The organism is Streptomyces hokutonensis (genome assembly GCF_000376565.1).
GTDB lineage: Bacteria > Actinomycetota > Actinomycetes > Streptomycetales > Streptomycetaceae > Streptomyces > Streptomyces hokutonensis.
Genome location: NZ_BARG01000018.1, coordinates 15,665 through 31,686 on the forward strand (window position 1 = coordinate 15,665; position 16,022 = coordinate 31,686).

A 16,022-nucleotide genomic window follows, 5' to 3' on the forward strand; every position below is an offset into this window, starting at 1 on the left:
GGCACGGCCGCCCGTGGGGACAGGGACGAAGAACACGAGGGGGTTTTGTGGGGCCCCGACAAAAACCTAGGTCTGGAGATCTCCATCGGCCAGACGCCCCAGGATCAGCGCGATCCGCAGCGTGAACGCGGAACGTACATCGGACGGCGACCAGCCGGTGACGTCAGTCACACGTCGAAGCCGGTAGCGCACGGTGTTGGGATGGACGAACAGCATGCGTGCCGCACCTTCGAGACTACTCGCCTGCTCCAGATAGACACTGAGTGTCTCCAGGAGCGCGGACCCGGCCTCCTCCAGTGGTCTGTAGATCTCCTCCACCAACTGGTCACGCGCACTGGGGTCACCGGCCATCGCGCGTTCCGGAAGCAGGTCGTCCGCCAGCACCGGGCGCGGTGCGTCCTGCCAGGCGGAGCAGGCCTTCAGCCCGGCCGCGGCGGCCTGGGCGGACCGGGTGGCGGCGAGGAGATCGGGCACGATGGGGCCCGCGACCACGGGTCCTGCCGCGTACGGGCCGATCAGCGACTTGGCGACCGCGAGGGGGTTGTCGCTGCCGCCCGCGATGACGACCAGCCGGTCGCCGAGCACCCCGGTCAGCACCTGGAGCTTGGCGTGCCGGGCGGCGCGGCGGATCGCCTCGACGGTCAGCTCGCTGTCGCCGTCGGGCGCGGTGCCGAGTACGACACACACGTGCTCCGGCGAGTTCCACCCGAGCGCGGCGGCCCGGGAGACGGCTCCTTCGTCCGCCTCGCCGCTCAGCACGGCGTTCACGACCAGCGACTCCAGCCGCGCGTCCCACGCGCCGCGCGCCTCGGCGGCCTGCGCGTACACCTGCGCGGTCGCGAAGGCGATCTCCCGGGCGTACACGAGCAGCGCCTCGCGGAGGACGGACTCGTCGCCCGGGGCCGCCACCTCGTCGATGGCCGACTCCATGACCTCGATCGTCGTGCGCACCATCTCCACGGTCTGGCGGAGCGTGATCGCCCGGGTCAGCTCGCGGGGCGCCGTACCGAAGACGTCGGTGGAGATGGCCTGCGGCGCGTCGGGATGCCGGAACCACTCGGTGAACGCGGCGATACCCGCCTGGGCGACCAGCCCGATCCAGGAACGGTTCTCCGGTGGCATCGCCCGGTACCACGGCAGCGACTCGTCCATGCGCGCGATGGCCTGGGCGGCGAGACTCCCGGACGACTGCTCCAGCCGCTTGAGGGTCGCGGGGTGGGAGTGGGCGCGGGGGAGGGGGGCTGCGGGTCTGGTGGTTTCGGGTTCGGGCACGTGACAAGACTGCACCATCTTTTGGTTCGGTCACCTTCGGGGCGCCTCAAGCCGGTGGCGTGGGGACAGAACAAGTGGGTGGGCCCTTGCCGTGGGCGGGACTACCGTGGTGGGTGTGATGGACGTGCGGCGCTCTGCGGAGCGGTACCCAGGCGGTGACCCGCAGGTCGGGATCCAGTCGTGGCATGCCTTTTCGTTCGGGCCGCACTACGACCCCGACAATCTTCGGTTCGGCGCGGTCATCGCCTGCAACGAGGAACGGCTTGCCCCCGGCGCCGGGTTCGGTGAACACCCGCACAGCCACACGGAGATCGTCACGTGGGTGGTGGAGGGGGAGCTCAGCCATCGCGACTCCACGGGGCAGTTGACGCGCGTCCGGCCCGGTGACGTGCAGCGCCTCAGTTCGGCTGCCGGTGTGCGGCATGTCGAGCGCAACGACAGCGACTCGCCCCTGACCTTCGTGCAGATGTGGCTCGCCCCGCTGGAGCCCGGTGGCGAGCCGTCGTACGAGATCGTCCACGGCATCGCGGACTCGACTCCGTACGCGGTGCCGGAGGCCGGCGCGATGCTGCATGTGCGGCGGCTGGTTCCCGGCGAGCGGACGGCCGTACCGGACGCGGCGCATGTGTACGTTCATGTGGTGCGCGGTGAAGTGAGCCTGGGTGGGGAGAAGTTGGGGCCGGGGGATGCTGCTCGGATCACGGACGCGCGGGATCTGGCGGCTCAGGCGGTCACCGGGGCCGAGTTGTTGATGTGGGAGATGCTCTAGAGCTCCGCGAGGACCGCGTCCGTGAACGGCGGCCATGCCTCCACTGCCCACGGGCCGAACGCGCGGTCCGTCAGGGCCACGCAGGCCGCTCCCGCTGCCGGGTCCACCCACAGGAACGTGCCGGACTGGCCGAAGTGGCCGAAGGTGCGTGGGGAGGACGAACTGCCTGTCCAGTGCGGGGACTTGGAGTCGCGGATCTCGAAGCCGAGGCCCCAGTCGTTGGGGTTCTGGTGGCCGTAGCCCGGCAGGACGCCCTTGGTGCCGGGGTACTGGACCGTCATCGCCTCGGCGACCGTGCGGGGGTCCAGGAGGCGCGGTGCCTGGACTTCGGCGGCGAAGAGGAGCAGGTCGTCGACCGTCGAGATTCCGTCCTTCGCCGGGGAACCGTTCAGCGAGGTCGCGTTCATGCCCAGGGGGGCCAGGACCGCCTGGTGCAGGTACTCGGCGAACTCGATCTCCGTCGCCTTCGCGATGTGGTCGCCGAGTTGCTCGAAGCCCGCGTTCGAGTACAGGCGGCGCTCTCCGGGGGGTGCCGTCACGCGGTGTTCGTCGAAGGCCAGGCCCGAGGTGTGGGCGAGGAGGTGGCGGACGGTGGAGCCGGGCGGGCCCGCCGGTTCGTCCAGCTCGATGGCGCCCTCCTCGTACGCGACGAGGGCGGCGTAGGCCGCGAGCGGCTTGGTGACCGAGGCGAGCGGGAAGCGGTCGGCGGTCGGGCCGTGGGTCCCGAGGACGGTTCCGTCGGCTCGTACGACGCCCGCCGCCGCGGTCGGCACCGGCCAGTTCTCGATCAGCGCGAGGTTGTGCAAGGACATGGCCTTGAGCCTAAGCGCTCGGTCTCGGGCCTCCCGCCGATTTCTTACCGGTTCCGCTTGCTTCGAGTGCACTCCAAGGCCATAGCGTGGTGGTCATGACGGTGATGGAGACCACGGGTACCAGGACCGACAGCTGCGGAGGCCCGCCGCAGGCCGAGCGGCGTCCCGACGGCGCGGACAGCTACACGATCAGCGAGGTCGTCGCCTTCACCGGCCTGACGGCTCACACCCTGCGGTGGTACGAGCGCATCGGGCTGATGCAGCACATCGACCGCTCGCACACCGGCCAGCGCCGCTACAGCAACCGCGACCTCGACTGGCTCGACCTCGTCGGCAAGCTCCGGCTGACCGGCATGCCGGTCGCCGACATGGTCCGGTACGCCGAGCTCGTGCGCGAGGGCGACCACACCTACGGCGACCGCTTCGAACTCCTCGAGGCCACCCGCCGGGACGTCCTGGCCAGGATCGCCGAACTGCACGACACCCTCGCCGTACTCGACCGGAAGATCGCCTTCTACGGCGAGGCCCACGCCTACGAGAAGGAGAAGGCAGGATGACCGACACCACGATCCCGACCGCACGGCTCGGCGCGGACGGCCCCGAGGTCGGCGTCCAGGGTCTCGGGTGCATGGGCATGAGCTTCGCCTACGGTCCTCCCGACGCGAAGGAGTCGCTGGCCACCCTGGACCGGGCGCTGGAGCTCGGCGTGACCTTCTACGACACGGCGGACGTGTACGGGGCCGGGGAGAACGAGCGGTTCCTCTCGCCGTTCTTCAAGGCGCACCGCGACGAGGTCGTGATCGCCACCAAGTTCGCCATGTCGATCCCGCCCGGCGAGCCCACCCGGCGGGTCGTCCGCAACGACCGGCCCTACATCCGCCAGGCCGTCGAGGCGAGCCTGCAGCGGCTCGGCATCGATGTCATCGACCTCTACTACATGCACCGCCGCGACCCGGCCGTCCCCATCGAGGAGACCGTCGGCGCGATGGCGGAGCTGGTGCGCGAGGGCAAGGTCAGGCACCTCGGGCTGAGCGAGGTCACGGGAGCGGAGCTGCGTGCCGCGCACACCGTGCACCCGATCGCCGCCGTGCAGTCGGAGTGGTCGCTGTTCAGCCGGGACGTCGAGATCAGCCTGGTCGGGGCGGCCGTCGAGCTCGGTTCGGCCGTCGTGCCGTACTCGCCGCTCGGCCGCGGCTTCCTCACCGGCTCCTTCGCCAACGCCGAACAGGACCTGACGGAGGGCGACTTCCGCCGCCACCAGCCCCGCTTCACCGGTGAGAACGCGGCGGCCAACGCGGCCCTCCTCGACCCCGTCCGCACGGTCGCCGAAGCCCACGACGCCTCCCTCGGCCAGATCGCCCTGGCCTGGGTCCAGCAGCGCGCCCAGGTCCACGGCCTCCCGGTGATCCCGATCCCCGGCACGACCAAGCGCAGGCGGGTGGAGGAGAACACGGCGGCGACGAGGATCGTCCTCACGGACGATGAGCTGAGCCTGCTGGAACCGATCGCGGGCAAGGTGGCAGGCGACCGCTACGCGGACATGACCTTCGCTTCCACCAGCAGGGAGTAGGGGTTCTTACAGTTCCGCGAGGAGTTCCGCCTTCTTCACCGTGAACTCCTCGTCCGTCACCAGCCCCGCCGCATGCAACTCCCCGAGATGCCGGATCCGCTCGGCGATATCGGCGGGGTCACGCCGAGCAGCCGGTATCACGGCAGTGGGCCGAGCAGACCGCACCGCAGCAAGGACCGCTGCCGCGAACGGCAGTGACTCGTGCACCGGCCCGTATCCTAGCCCGAACACCACGGCCGCCGGATCCTGATCCACCGGCACAGGCGGCGCAGTACCTCGCAGCAGCCGTAGATGCCCCTCGAACACCTCGGGGGAGCGCCACTCGACGCCATTCAGGTCGGCGACCGGGAAGGTCTGGTCGCCGGCCTTCCACTTCGCCGACGAGGCGCCGGTCCAGAACCAGCGGAAGGAGACCGTCTTCCCGTCGAAGGTCGCCTTTCCGTCGTACGCCTTGAAACGCAGTGGTACTTCGGGCGCGGCCACCAGGAAGCGTTCGGCCGGACCGCGGTCCCGCTTCAGCTGGGCGCGCAGCTCGTCGGCGTAGTACTCGGCGAGGGTCTCGCGCTCGGCGGGCAGGACGAGTTGGTAGGGGTCGCTGCCCTCCTTGAGCTGGCCGGCGGCCGCCTCCATGAGGGGGTCGGCGCCGGCGCGCGGTACGAGGCGCAGGACGACGGTGCCGCGCTTGCCGGGGGCGAGGGTCACCGTCTCCATCGCCTCGAAGGGGATCCGGCGTTCACCGAGTGCCTGGAACAGCTTGGGGGTTCGAATGCCCCGCTCGTAGCGGATACGCACGAAGTCGGACTCGAACTCCCAAGCGGCATGAAATCCGGCCAGTACGTCACCCATGCGGCTCATCGTAGGCGGCACATGTCCTCCGTCCCATCCCCGCGCAGACCGCAGTTCCTGCTGTTTCTACGCGCGTCCGGCCTCTGGGGCGTCGGACAGACCCTGTCGGCAGGTGTCGGTGTCGTGCGCGCACGACACCGCGTCGTACGCGCCCACACCGATGTCGGCGAAATTGGCGAGGCTGTCGGTACCCCACGCGAAGTAGCCGGTGTGGCCCTTGGCGTCCTTCGCGGCCAGCACCCGCGCGCCGAACGCGTTGGACACCGGGTCCTCGCCGTGGCCGAGACCGCCGACCTCCATGTACGGCACGTCCTGGATCCAGTCGTCGGCGTCCCGCATCGCCCACACCCGGGCGAGGGTGTGCAGGTGGGCGGCGTTCGAGGCGCGCATGCCGGGGCTGCCGGCCACCGCGATGTCGGTCACCCGGGTCGGCAGTTCGTGCGCGGCGACCCCGCACACCACCGAGCCGTAGCTGTGGCAGAAGAGGGCGATCTGCGAGGTGCCGGGAAGGGCGCGCACCAGCGAGTTCAGTCGTACGGCGCCTGCCTCGGCGCGGCCCGCGGTGGCCGAGTCGATGCCGAGGCCGCCGGGCGCGGTGTAGTCGGCCCAGGCGATGACGGCCGTGCGCGTGCCGGTGTCGGTCGCGGACTTCGCCGTGTTCTCGGCGGCGTACAGGTTCTGCGCCATGCCGACCGGCGCCGAGTAGCTCTTGTTCGTCTTCTGGAAGGTCAGCAGGTCGGTGTCGACACCGGGGACGATGATCGACACGCGCTGCGCGGTGTCCAGGTCGCCGAAGACCTCGGCGATCCGGCCCGAACCCTCGGGGTCGAAGGCGAGGATGTGGCGGTCCCCGCTCATCAGCGCCTCGAAGCGGTGCATGAGGCGGCCTGCCTCCTGCTTGCCGTAGGGCGTGAGGCGGCTGTCGTGCATGCGCTTCCGCTCGACCTTGCGGGCCTGGTCGAGGGCGATGTGGTTGGCGCGGTAGCGCAGCTGGACCGGGGCGCCGTTCATGTTGCCGACCGCGAGCGGGTAGCGGTGCGCGAGGCGCGTGCGCTGCTGTGCGGTGAGCGAGGCGAAGAAGCGGGCCAGCCGGGTCGGGGAGGCGTCCGGGTCGGGCAGCTCGCGCCCGTTCATATGGCCGTGTTCCCAAGCGGAGAGGGAGGCCTGGAGCGCCGTTTTCCCGGGATGGCTGCGCACCGCGGTCCAGCCGGTGGTCGCCAGCATCACGAACACCACGGCCAGCGCGAGCAGCGCGCGCCAGGCGTTCAGCGTGGGGGAGGAGTCGAAGGAAGTCACTGGGAGGACACACTAGGAGAACGAGAGGGTCTCGCGTTAACCGAGTGACGGGGATCACGTTTCAGCGGTACGTGATGAGGAACTCAGTACGACTCGCTCGCGCGCCAGTTCCCCGCGAGCGCCGGGCCCACCCCGTCGAGGTAGGCGGCCGTCAGCTCCCGCATCGCCTCGATGCTCAGGTCGTCCCCCGCGATCCACATCCGCTCCACCACCCGCATCACCCCGCCGAACACCGCCACCACCAGCCGCGGCCTGGGGTCCGTGTCCATCGCCAGCCCCTCGCGTACGGCGATGATCTGCGCGAGTTCCTCCTCCAGCTCCATCGAGCGCCGCAGATGCGCGGCCAGCAGTCCCGGCGTCGACTCGATGACCCGGTAGGTGCGCATGTGCAGCTCCAGCGGTACGACCTGCTGGATCGCCTCGTTGATGGTGTCCCAGCTCTCCAGCACGGCCCGGCGCAGCGCCTCCAGCGGGGCCTCGTGCGGCGGGCGGGCGCGGACGGCGTCGACGAAGTGCGTCTCGGTGAGCCGGGGCACGAAGAACGCGGCCTCCTCCTTGCTCGCGAAGTAGCGGAAGAAGGTGCGCTGCGAGACGTCGACGGCCTCGGCGATCTCGTCGACGGTGGTCTGTTCGTAGCCCTTGGTCGTGAACAGTTCGAGGGCGGCGTGCAGCAGCGCGTCCCGCGTGCGGGCCTTCTTGCGCTCGCGCAATGTCTCCATGCCGTTCTCCTCGCGATTGTTGACAGCCGCCGACATCTGAACCTGTTTGTCAACTGTCAGTGGCTGACACTAGCCTCGAACGCATGACTAGTCAGACCACCATCAGCGCGACGGGGCCGGGGGACAAGGCGGCGGCCGCCCCGTCCGACCCGACGCCCTCCACGGGGCTGCGCGGCCACCCGTGGTTCACCCTCATAACCGTCGCCGTCGGCGTCATGATGGTGGCCCTCGACGGCACCATCGTCGCCATCGCCAACCCGGCCATCCAGAAGGACCTCGGCGCCAGCTTCGCCGACGTCCAGTGGATCACCAACGGCTACTTCCTCGCCCTCGCGGTCTCCCTCATCACCGCAGGCAAGCTCGGCGACCGCTTCGGCCACCGCCAGACCTTCCTGATCGGCGTCACCGGCTTCGCCGCCGCGTCCGGTGCCATCGGCCTCTCCCACAGCATCGCGTTCGTCGTCACCTTCCGCGTGCTCCAGGGCCTGTTCGGCGCGCTGCTGATGCCGGCCGCGCTCGGCCTCCTGCGGGCCACCTTCCCGGCCGAGAAGCTCAACATGGCCATCGGCCTGTGGGGCATGGTCATCGGCGCCTCCACCGCGGGCGGCCCGATCCTCGGCGGTGTCCTCGTCGAGCACGTCAACTGGCAGTCGGTGTTCTTCATCAACGTGCCGGTCGGCGCCATCGCGCTGATCCTCGGCCTGCTGATCCTGCGCGACCACCGCGCCGAGAACGCCCCGCGCTCCTTCGACATCCTCGGCATCGCGCTGCTCTCCGGCGCGATGTTCTGCCTCGTCTGGGCCCTGATCAAGGCGCCCACCTGGGGCTGGGGCTCCGGCACGACCTGGGCGTTCCTCGCCGCGTCCGTCCTGGGCTTCGGCCTGTTCGCCTTCTGGGAGCAGCGCGTCAAGGAACCCCTGATCCCGCTGGGCCTGTTCCGCTCGGTCCCGCTGTCCGCGGGCGTGGTCCTGATGGTCCTGATGGCGATCGCCTTCATGGGCGGCCTGTTCTTCGTGACGTTCTACTTGCAGAACGTGCACGGTATGAGCCCCATCGACGCCGGTCTCCACCTTCTCCCACTCACCGGGATGATGATCGTCGGCTCCCCGCTGGCCGGCGCCGCGATCACCAAGCTCGGCCCGCGCATCCCGCTGGCCGGCGGCATGGCGGCCACCGCGATCGCCATGTACGGCATGTCCACCCTGGAGTCGGACACCGGCAGCGCGGTCATGTCGATCTGGTTCGCCCTGCTCGGCTTCGGCCTCGCCCCGGTGATGGTCGGCGCCACCGAGGTCATCGTGGGCAACGCGCCGATGGAGCTCTCCGGTGTCGCCGGCGGTCTCCAGCAGGCCGCGATGCAGATCGGCGGCAGCCTCGGTACGGCCGTCCTCGGCGCCGTGATGGCCTCCCGCGTCGACAGTGACCTGCCCGGCAACTGGACGGACGCGGGCCTGCCCAAGCTCACCCGGCCCCAACTGGACGCGACCGCCGAAGCGGTCCAGGTCGGAGTCGCCCCGGTCGCCCCGGGCACCCCGGCGGCGGTCGCCGCGAAGATCACGCAGGTCGCCCACGACACCTTCATCTCCGGCATGAGCCTGGCCTGCCTGGTCGCCGCCGGCGTGGCGGTGGTCGCGGTGTTCGTCGCCCTGCTGACCAAGCGCGGCGAGAACGCGGAGGCGGGTGCCGGAGCCGCTCACATCTAACCCTGATTCAGGGCGAGTTCGCCTATCAGGGTGACTGCGCTAAAGATTCCTGGCGTTCGGTACGCGCCGCAGGTCACAGTAAGTCAAGTCCTCCGCAGGGCAGGGGGGGACGGGTGGTCTGCGGCGCGCTGCCGGAGGGGGGCAGCGCGCAGGCAGGCTTTTTTCGCGTGTACGGGGGTATCCGGTCACTGTAGGAGTACGGGCCGAACGGGCGTGAACGCCCAGGGAGTTGACGATGACAGGCTTCGGCAACGGAACGCGCAGGACCCCCCGCTCACGTGGCCGCATGGGGTCAGGGACCGGGCCGGACCGCGCGACCCTCGCCATCGTCGGACTGGTCTGCGCGATCGCGGGCTTCTTCCTGGCGGGCAACCTGGGGATCGTCCTCGGCCCGATCGCGGTGGTCTGCGGCTGGCTGGCCATGGGCCGCCGGTGGGCGGGCTCACGCCGGGTGATGGCCCTGGTGGCCCTCGTCCTGGGCGCGATAGACACGGTGGCGGCGGTCCTGTGGACGTTCTTCTGAATCAGGGCCGGATCCGCGGCTAGCGGGACACCTCGTCCCCGACCGGCTCCGGAACCCCCACCACCGGCACCCCGGACAGGGCCGCCACCTCCGCCCGCAGCGCCCGCACTTCCTCTGTCAGCGCCTCGATGGCCTCGGTCTGCCGGCGCTCCTCCACGTCGTCCTTCTCGAACCGGGCGATGAACCAGGTGGCGATGTTCGCGGTGACGACACCGAGCAGCGCGATCCCGGACAGCATCAGCCCGACGGCGATCATCCGACCGAGCCCGGTGGTCGGCGCGTGATCCCCGTACCCCACCGTCGTCATGGTCGTGAACGACCACCACACGGCGTCACCCAGCGTCCGGATGTTCCCGTTGGGCGAGTCCCGTTCCACGGACAGCACCGCGAGCGAGCCGAACATCAGCAGCCCGACGACCGCGCCGGCGACATACGTCGTCAGCTGGATCTGCGAGGCCATCCGGGCGCGCCGCCCGACGAGTATGAGCGTCGACACCATGCGCAGCAGCCGCAGCGGCTGGAGTATCGGCAGCACGACCGCGCACAGGTCCATCCAGTGCGTCCGTACGAACCGCCGCCGGTCCCGGGACATCGCGAGCCGCATCAGATAGTCGGCGGCGAACGCCGCCCACACCACCCACTCGACCGCCGTGCACATCTCCGTCAGCGAATGACCGGCAGTGGTGTCCACGATCGGCACGGCATAGGCCACGGCAAACGCAACGGCGAGCGCCAGCAGGGGCCGTTGAGTGAGCTGCTCCCAACGGGCTTGCGCCGATTGTTGCTTCATGCCCGCATCGTAGGGCGGCGGGATGGCTCTCAAAGGCGCCCCGAAGGGGCTTGCCTTCGGGGGCGCGGGGAACTGCGCGACCAGCCCCCACGCACCCGCAGACGAGAAACGACTACGCGTCCCCTCCAGCCACACCCGGATCGGCCGAGGCGACATCCAGCAACTGATACCGATCGATCGCCTGCTTCAGCACAGACCGGTCGACCTTCCCTTCCCGGGCCAGCTCCGTCAGCACAGCCACCACGATCGACTCGGCGTCGATGTGGAAGAACCGCCGAGCAGCCCCGCGCGTATCCGCGAACCCGAATCCATCAGCCCCCAACGACTGATAAGTCCCCGGCACCCACCGAGCGATCTGATCAGGAACCGACCGCATCCAGTCGGAAACCGCCACGAACGGCCCCTCCGCCCCGCTCAACTTCCGCGTGACATAAGGAACCTGCTGCTCCTCCTCGGGATGCAGCAAGTTGTGCCGCTCCACCTCGACCGCCTCGCGCCGCAGCTCGTTCCAGGAGGTCGCGGACCACACATCGGCCCGTACGTTCCAGTCCTCGGCGAGAATCCGCTGCGCCTCGATGGCCCACGGCACCGCCACACCCGACGCCATGATCTGCGCCGGAACCGTGCCCGAGGCACCCCGGCTGATCCGGTGAACGCCCTTGAGGATGCCCTCGACGTCGACGTCCGCCGGCTCGGCCGGGTGCTGGATCGGCTCGTTGTAGACGGTGAGGTAGTAGAAGACGTCCTCACTGTCCGGCCCGTACATCCGCCGCAGCCCGTCCTGCACGATGTAGGCGATCTCGTACGAGTACGCCGGGTCGTAGGCGACACAGCCCGGGTTGGTCGAGGCCAGCAACTGCGAGTGTCCGTCCGCGTGTTGCAGACCCTCACCGGTCAGAGTCGTACGCCCGGCGGTCGCACCCAGGACGAAACCGCGCGCCAACTGGTCGGCCATCTGCCAGAACTGGTCACCGGTGCGCTGGAAACCGAACATCGAGTAGAAGACGTAGACCGGGATGAGCGGTTCGCCGTGCGTGGCGTACGCCGAACCCGCCGCGATCAGCGAGGCGGTGCAGCCCGCCTCGGAGATGCCGTCGTGCAGCATCTGCCCGGTCGGCGACTCCTTGTACGCGAGCAGCAGATCGCGGTCCACCGACTCGTACTGCTGGCCCAGCGGGTTGTAGATCTTCGCGCTCGGGAAGAACGAGTCCATGCCGAACGTGCGGTACTCGTCCGGCGCGATCAGCACGAACCGCTTGCCGATCTCCTTGTCCCGCATGAGGTCCTTGAGCAGTCGTACGAACGCCATGGTGGTGGCGATCGACTGCTGGCCTGAACCCTTCTTCACGCTCGCGTACGTCTTGTCCTCGGGGAGGGCGAGCGGCTTGGAGCGCACGACACGGGTCGGGACGTAGCCGCCCAGCGCGTTGCGCCGGTCGTGCATGTACTGGATCTCCTCCGAGTTCCGGCCCGGGTGGTAGTACGGCGGCGCGCCGGACTCCAGTTCCTGGTCGGTGATCGGGAGGTGCAGGCGGTCGCGGAAGCCCTTGAGGTCGGCGACCGTCAGCTTCTTCATCTGGTGCGTGGCGTTGCGGCCCTCGAAGTTGGGGCCCAGCGTCCAGCCCTTGACCGTCTGGGCGAGCACGACCGTCGGCTGGCCCTTGTGCTCCTTGGCGGCCTCGAAGGCGGCGAACACCTTCCGGTGGTCGTGGCCGCCGCGCCCCAGGTGCAGGATCTGGTCGTCCGTCATGTTCTCGACCATCGCGCGCAGCCGGTGGTCGTGCCCGAAGAAGTGCTCGCGGATGTACGCGCCGGTCTCCGTGGCGTACGTCTGGAACTGGCCGTCCGGCGTGGTGTTGAGCTGGTTGACCAGCACACCGTCGCGGTCCTGGGCCAGCAGCGGGTCCCAGGTGCGGTCCCAGACCAGCTTGATGACGTTCCAGCCGGCGCCCCGGAACTGGGACTCCAGTTCCTGGATGATCTTGCCGTTGCCGCGCACCGGGCCGTCGAGCCGCTGGAGGTTGCAGTTGACGACGAAGGTCAGGTTGTCCAGGCCCTCGCGCGCCGCGATCGACAGCTGGCCGAGCGACTCCGGCTCGTCCATCTCGCCGTCACCGAGGAACGCCCACACGTGCGACCTGGAGGTGTCCGCGATCCCGCGCGCCTCCATGTAGCGGTTCATCCGCGCCTGGAAGATCGCGCCGAGCGGGCCGAGGCCCATGGACACGGTCGGGAACTCCCAGAAGTCCGGCATCGACCGCGGGTGCGGATACGAGGACAGCCCGTACGGCGCCTTCGACTTCTCCTGGCGGAACGCGTCGAGCTGCTGCTCGCTGAGCCGGTCCAGGAGGAACGCGCGGGCGTAGATGCCCGGCGAGGCGTGCCCCTGGAAGAAGATCTGGTCGCCGCCGTCGCCCTGGTCCTTGCCGCGGAAGAAGTGGTTGAAGCCCACGTCGTAGAGGGAGGCGGAGGAGGCGAAGGTGGCGATGTGGCCGCCGACCCCGATACCGGGACGCTGGGCCCGGGACACCATCACCGCCGCGTTCCAGCGGGTGGCGTTCAGGATCTTGCGCTCGATCTCCTCGTTGCCGGGGAAGAACGGCTCGTCCTTGGTGGCGATGGTGTTGACGTAGTCCGTGCTGCGCATCTCGGGCACGGCCACGCGCTTCTCGCGGGCCCGCTCGATCAGCCGGAGCATCAGATAGCGGGCCCGCTCACGGCCGCGCTGGTCCACGGCGGCGTCGAGCGAGTCGAGCCACTCCTGGGTCTCTTCGGGATCGAAGTCAGGAACCTGACTCGGAAGGCCGCCAATGATGATCGGATTGCGATCGGATCCGGAAGCCACGCTGTTCCTTACCTGTCAGAGGGAGCTGGGTGAGGGGGCTGCACCGTTCCCCATGGTCTACCGCGGGGCGGCAATCGTCATCTCTACCGTGAGGTAACCGTGACTCGTTTAGCAAAGTCATTCGAGTCGCGTACCCTCGGAGGGTTCTCAAACGTGCAAACCGGGCAGAACGCTGTGGTGTACGTCACCAGCGGCCGCGATAGCGTGCCTGGAGTTGCGGCGACACGGCCAGGATCGTCACCGTTTCGGCGTTCCGAATCGCCGGGTACTTGCGCGATCCGGCCCGTCCGTGTGGACTACGGCCAATGCTTCGCGCACGCGCGATGCTGGACATTCATCAAGACATGATCAGGAGGCAACCCGTGAGCGCGACCGCGGACCACGCGGAGGAGCGGACGAACCCTGCCGCAAGGCTGGGGTTCCAGCCCGAGCAGGTGGTCCAGGAGATCGGCTACGACGACGACGTAGACCAGGAACTCCGCGAGGCCATTGAAGAAGTCATCGGCAGCGACCTGGTGGACGAGGACTACGACGACGTCGCCGATGCCGTGGTGCTGTGGTTCCGCGACGAGGACGGCGACCTGACCGACGTGCTGGTGGACGCCATCTCGTACGTCGAGGAGGGCGGCTCCATCCTGCTGCTGACGCCGAAGACCGGCCGTGACGGCTACGTCGAGCCGAGCGACATCTCGGAAGCCGCCACGACCGCGGGACTCTCCGCGGCCAAGAGCGTCAGCGTGGGCAAGGACTGGAGTGGCAGCCGGCTGGTGACGCCCAAGGCGGCCAAGTCCAAGAGGTAGTCCACGGAGGTACCTCGATCGTCGAACCCCGGACGGGCCGGCCACGCCGGCCCGTCCGTCCGCATGCCGTGATCGCTGCGTAGGGTGGTGGACCCAGGGTGCTCTCACCCGAACGGCCCCATCGAAGGGATGCAGGACGAGATGGCGATCCAGGTCGGCGAAAAGGCCCCCGATTTCGAGCTCAAGGACAACCACGGCGCCACCGTGAAGCTCTCCGACTTCCGCGGTGACAAGAACGTGGTGCTGCTCTTCTACCCCTTCGCCTTCACCGGCGTCTGCACCGGCGAACTGTGCTCCCTGCGCGACAACCTGCCGCAGTTCACCGACCGCGACACCCAGCTCCTCGCGGTCTCCAACGACTCCATCCACACCCTGCGCGTCTTCGCCGAACAGGAGGGCCTGGAGTACCCGCTGCTCTCCGACTTCTGGCCGCACGGCAACACTTCGCGCGCGTACGGCGTCTTCGCCGAGGACAAGGGGTGCGCGCTGCGCGGCACCTTCATCATCGACAAGGAGGGCGTCGTGCGCTGGACGGTCGTCAACGGTCTCCCGGACGCGCGGGACCTGGGCGAGTACGTGAAGGCGCTCGACACCCTGTGATTGTTAGGTTCCAGGGCCTGCGAGGGTCGGGAACCCGTCACTAGGATCGAGACGTTGATCCGATACCGACGCACTACGGGGCATCCCCGCCCCTGGACACCAATGGAGGACTCGTGGGAGTCAGCCTCAGCAAGGGCGGCAACGTTTCACTGACCAAGGAGGCCCCGGGCCTGACCGCGGTCATCGTCGGTCTGGGGTGGGACGTCCGCACCACCACCGGTACCGACTTCGACCTCGACGCCAGCGCACTGCTGCTGAACAGCGCGGGCAAGGTCGCGAGCGACGCCAACTTCGTCTTCTTCAACAACCTCAAGAGCCCCGACGGCTCCGTCGAGCACACCGGTGACAACACCACCGGTGAGGGCGAGGGCGACGACGAGGCGATCAAGGTCAACCTGGCGGCGGTCCCGGCCGACGTCGACAAGATCACCTTCCCGGTCTCGATCTACGACGCCGAGAACCGCCAGCAGTCCTTCGGCCAGGTCCGCAACGCGTTCATCCGCGTGGTGAACCAGGCCGGCGGCGCCGAGATCGCCCGCTACGACCTCTCCGAGGACGCCTCGACCGAGACGGCCATGGTCTTCGGCGAGCTGTACCGCAACGGCGCGGAGTGGAAGTTCCGCGCCATCGGCCAGGGCTACGCCTCGGGCCTGCGCGGCATCGCCCAGGACTTCGGCGTCAACGTCTGACGTCCCCAGGCTTCACCGCCCGGCGCCGCACGGTTCGCGTGCGGCGCCGGGCCGCAGGACAACTCACACAGCATCGCCTCGGGGAGGACCAGCACTATGGGCGTCACACTCGCCAAGGGGGGCAACGTCTCCCTGTCCAAGGCCGCACCGAACCTCACGAACGTACTGATCGGACTCGGCTGGGACGCGCGTTCCACCACCGGAGCCGACTTCGACCTCGACGCCAGCGCGCTGCTCTGCAACGGCGGCCGGGTGCTCGGGGACGAGTGGTTCATCTTCTACAACCAGCTCAAGAGCCCCGACGGCTCCGTGGAGCACACCGGCGACAACCTCACCGGCGAGGGCGAGGGCGACGACGAGTCGATCCTGGTCGACCTCTCCAAGGTCCCGGCCAACGTCGACAAGGTCGTCTTCCCGGTCTCCATCCACGACGCCGACAACCGCGGCCAGACCTTCGGCCAGGTCAGCAACGCCTTCATCCGCGTCGTCAACCAGGCAGACGGCCAGGAACTCGCCCGCTACGACCTCTCCGAGGACGCCTCCACCGAGACGGCCATGATCTTCGGCGAGCTCTACCGCTACCAGGGCGAGTGGAAGTTCAGGGCGGTCGGTCAGGGGTACGCGTCCGGCCTGCGGGGCATCGCACTGGACTTCGGGGTCAACGTCTCGTAAAGGGCCTTGGTCCCGACCGGCTGTCCCGGTCCGGGGAGTCTCCCTCTAGACTCAGTGCTCGACGTCAAATTTTAAGTAAAGCCGAGTGCGGCGCGGGGGAGACCCGTACACACAGG

The 16,022-nt window shown here is 69.0% G+C and carries 16 protein-coding genes; 9 read left to right on the top strand and 7 right to left on the bottom strand.

Going from position 1 to position 16,022, the window contains the following annotated elements; all coding sequences use genetic code 11:
* Positions 1 to 66 precede the first annotated feature (66 nt).
* A complete protein-coding gene (fasR, locus tag SSP08S_RS08200) occupies positions 67 to 1,272 on the bottom strand; it encodes a fatty acid biosynthesis transcriptional regulator FasR (RefSeq protein ID WP_019067094.1) in 1,206 nt (401 codons plus the stop codon).
* Positions 1,273 to 1,390: 118 nt separating this feature from the next.
* On the opposite strand from fasR, the gene SSP08S_RS08205 reads away from it, so the two are divergent.
* On the top strand, positions 1,391 to 2,041 hold the full coding sequence (locus tag SSP08S_RS08205; protein WP_086021949.1) for a pirin family protein: 651 nt from the start codon (positions 1,391 to 1,393) through the stop codon (positions 2,039 to 2,041).
* On the opposite strand, the gene SSP08S_RS08210 is transcribed toward SSP08S_RS08205, so the two are convergent.
* A complete protein-coding gene (locus tag SSP08S_RS08210; protein WP_019067096.1) occupies positions 2,038 to 2,853 on the bottom strand; it encodes a serine hydrolase domain-containing protein in 816 nt (271 codons plus the stop codon). The two genes, SSP08S_RS08205 and SSP08S_RS08210, sit on opposite strands and share 4 nt — an antisense overlap.
* 95 nt (positions 2,854 to 2,948) lie before the next feature.
* Here SSP08S_RS08210 and SSP08S_RS08215 point away from each other — a divergent pair, with 95 nt between their 5' ends.
* Both SSP08S_RS08215 and SSP08S_RS08220 read left to right on the top strand, forming a co-directional pair.
* Positions 2,949 to 3,410 carry a MerR family transcriptional regulator gene (locus SSP08S_RS08215; RefSeq protein ID WP_019067097.1) on the top strand — a complete coding sequence of 154 codons (462 nt, stop codon included), beginning with the start codon at positions 2,949 to 2,951 and terminating at the stop codon, positions 3,408 to 3,410.
* Positions 3,407 to 4,423 (top strand): aldo/keto reductase, encoded by a 1,017-nt coding sequence (locus SSP08S_RS08220; protein ID WP_019067098.1) that lies wholly within the window; start codon positions 3,407 to 3,409, stop codon positions 4,421 to 4,423. Before SSP08S_RS08215 ends, SSP08S_RS08220 begins: the two co-directional genes overlap by 4 nt.
* Positions 4,424 to 4,429: 6 nt before the next feature.
* Here SSP08S_RS08220 and SSP08S_RS08225 read toward each other — a convergent pair whose 3' ends face one another.
* The 3 genes from SSP08S_RS08225 to SSP08S_RS08235 all read right to left on the bottom strand — a co-directional run bounded on the left by SSP08S_RS08225 (position 4,430) and on the right by SSP08S_RS08235 (position 7,284).
* Positions 4,430 to 5,278 carry a DUF4429 domain-containing protein gene (locus SSP08S_RS08225; RefSeq protein ID WP_043259330.1) on the bottom strand — a complete coding sequence of 283 codons (849 nt, stop codon included), beginning with the start codon at positions 5,276 to 5,278 and terminating at the stop codon, positions 4,430 to 4,432.
* A gap of 57 nt (positions 5,279 to 5,335) precedes the next feature.
* Positions 5,336 to 6,565 carry an alpha/beta hydrolase gene (locus tag SSP08S_RS08230; RefSeq protein WP_019067100.1) on the bottom strand — a complete coding sequence of 410 codons (1,230 nt, stop codon included), beginning with the start codon at positions 6,563 to 6,565 and terminating at the stop codon, positions 5,336 to 5,338.
* A gap of 83 nt (positions 6,566 to 6,648) precedes the next feature.
* On the bottom strand, positions 6,649 to 7,284 hold the full coding sequence (locus tag SSP08S_RS08235; protein ID WP_019067101.1) for a TetR family transcriptional regulator: 636 nt from the start codon (positions 7,282 to 7,284) through the stop codon (positions 6,649 to 6,651).
* Positions 7,285 to 7,367: 83 nt separating this feature from the next.
* Between SSP08S_RS08235 and SSP08S_RS08240 the strand changes: the two genes are divergently transcribed.
* Both SSP08S_RS08240 and SSP08S_RS08245 read left to right on the top strand, forming a co-directional pair.
* Positions 7,368 to 8,987, top strand: coding sequence for an MFS transporter (locus SSP08S_RS08240; RefSeq protein WP_019067102.1), 1,620 nt, complete (start codon positions 7,368 to 7,370; stop codon positions 8,985 to 8,987).
* Positions 8,988 to 9,222: 235 nt separating this feature from the next.
* The gene (locus tag SSP08S_RS08245) at positions 9,223 to 9,510 is read left to right on the top strand and encodes a DUF4190 domain-containing protein (protein ID WP_043259331.1); all 288 of its coding nucleotides are present in this window, start codon (positions 9,223 to 9,225) and stop codon (positions 9,508 to 9,510) included.
* A gap of 19 nt (positions 9,511 to 9,529) precedes the next feature.
* Here the strand turns inward: SSP08S_RS08245 and SSP08S_RS08250 are convergent, their stop codons facing one another.
* Positions 9,530 to 10,300, bottom strand: a complete 771-nt coding sequence (locus tag SSP08S_RS08250) for a potassium channel family protein (RefSeq protein WP_019067104.1) — start codon at positions 10,298 to 10,300, stop codon at positions 9,530 to 9,532.
* 112 nt (positions 10,301 to 10,412) lie between these two features.
* Positions 10,413 to 13,145 (bottom strand): pyruvate dehydrogenase (acetyl-transferring), homodimeric type, encoded by a 2,733-nt coding sequence (gene aceE / locus SSP08S_RS08255; RefSeq protein WP_019067105.1) that lies wholly within the window; start codon positions 13,143 to 13,145, stop codon positions 10,413 to 10,415.
* A gap of 362 nt (positions 13,146 to 13,507) precedes the next feature.
* On the opposite strand from aceE, the gene SSP08S_RS08260 reads away from it, so the two are divergent.
* The 4 genes from SSP08S_RS08260 (at position 13,508) to SSP08S_RS08275 (ending at position 15,906) form a co-directional block, all read left to right on the top strand.
* The gene (locus SSP08S_RS08260) at positions 13,508 to 13,945 is read left to right on the top strand and encodes a DUF3052 domain-containing protein (protein WP_019067106.1); all 438 of its coding nucleotides are present in this window, start codon (positions 13,508 to 13,510) and stop codon (positions 13,943 to 13,945) included.
* A 141-nt stretch (positions 13,946 to 14,086) separates the two neighbouring features.
* Entirely contained in the window at positions 14,087 to 14,545 is a 459-nt protein-coding gene (locus SSP08S_RS08265; protein ID WP_026178294.1) for a peroxiredoxin, read from the top strand.
* Between the two features lie 113 nt (positions 14,546 to 14,658).
* Entirely contained in the window at positions 14,659 to 15,234 is a 576-nt protein-coding gene (locus tag SSP08S_RS08270) for a TerD family protein (RefSeq protein ID WP_019060360.1), read from the top strand.
* A gap of 96 nt (positions 15,235 to 15,330) precedes the next feature.
* Positions 15,331 to 15,906, top strand: coding sequence for a TerD family protein (locus tag SSP08S_RS08275; RefSeq protein WP_019067108.1), 576 nt, complete (start codon positions 15,331 to 15,333; stop codon positions 15,904 to 15,906).
* The last annotated feature ends 116 nt before the right edge of the window (positions 15,907 to 16,022 follow it).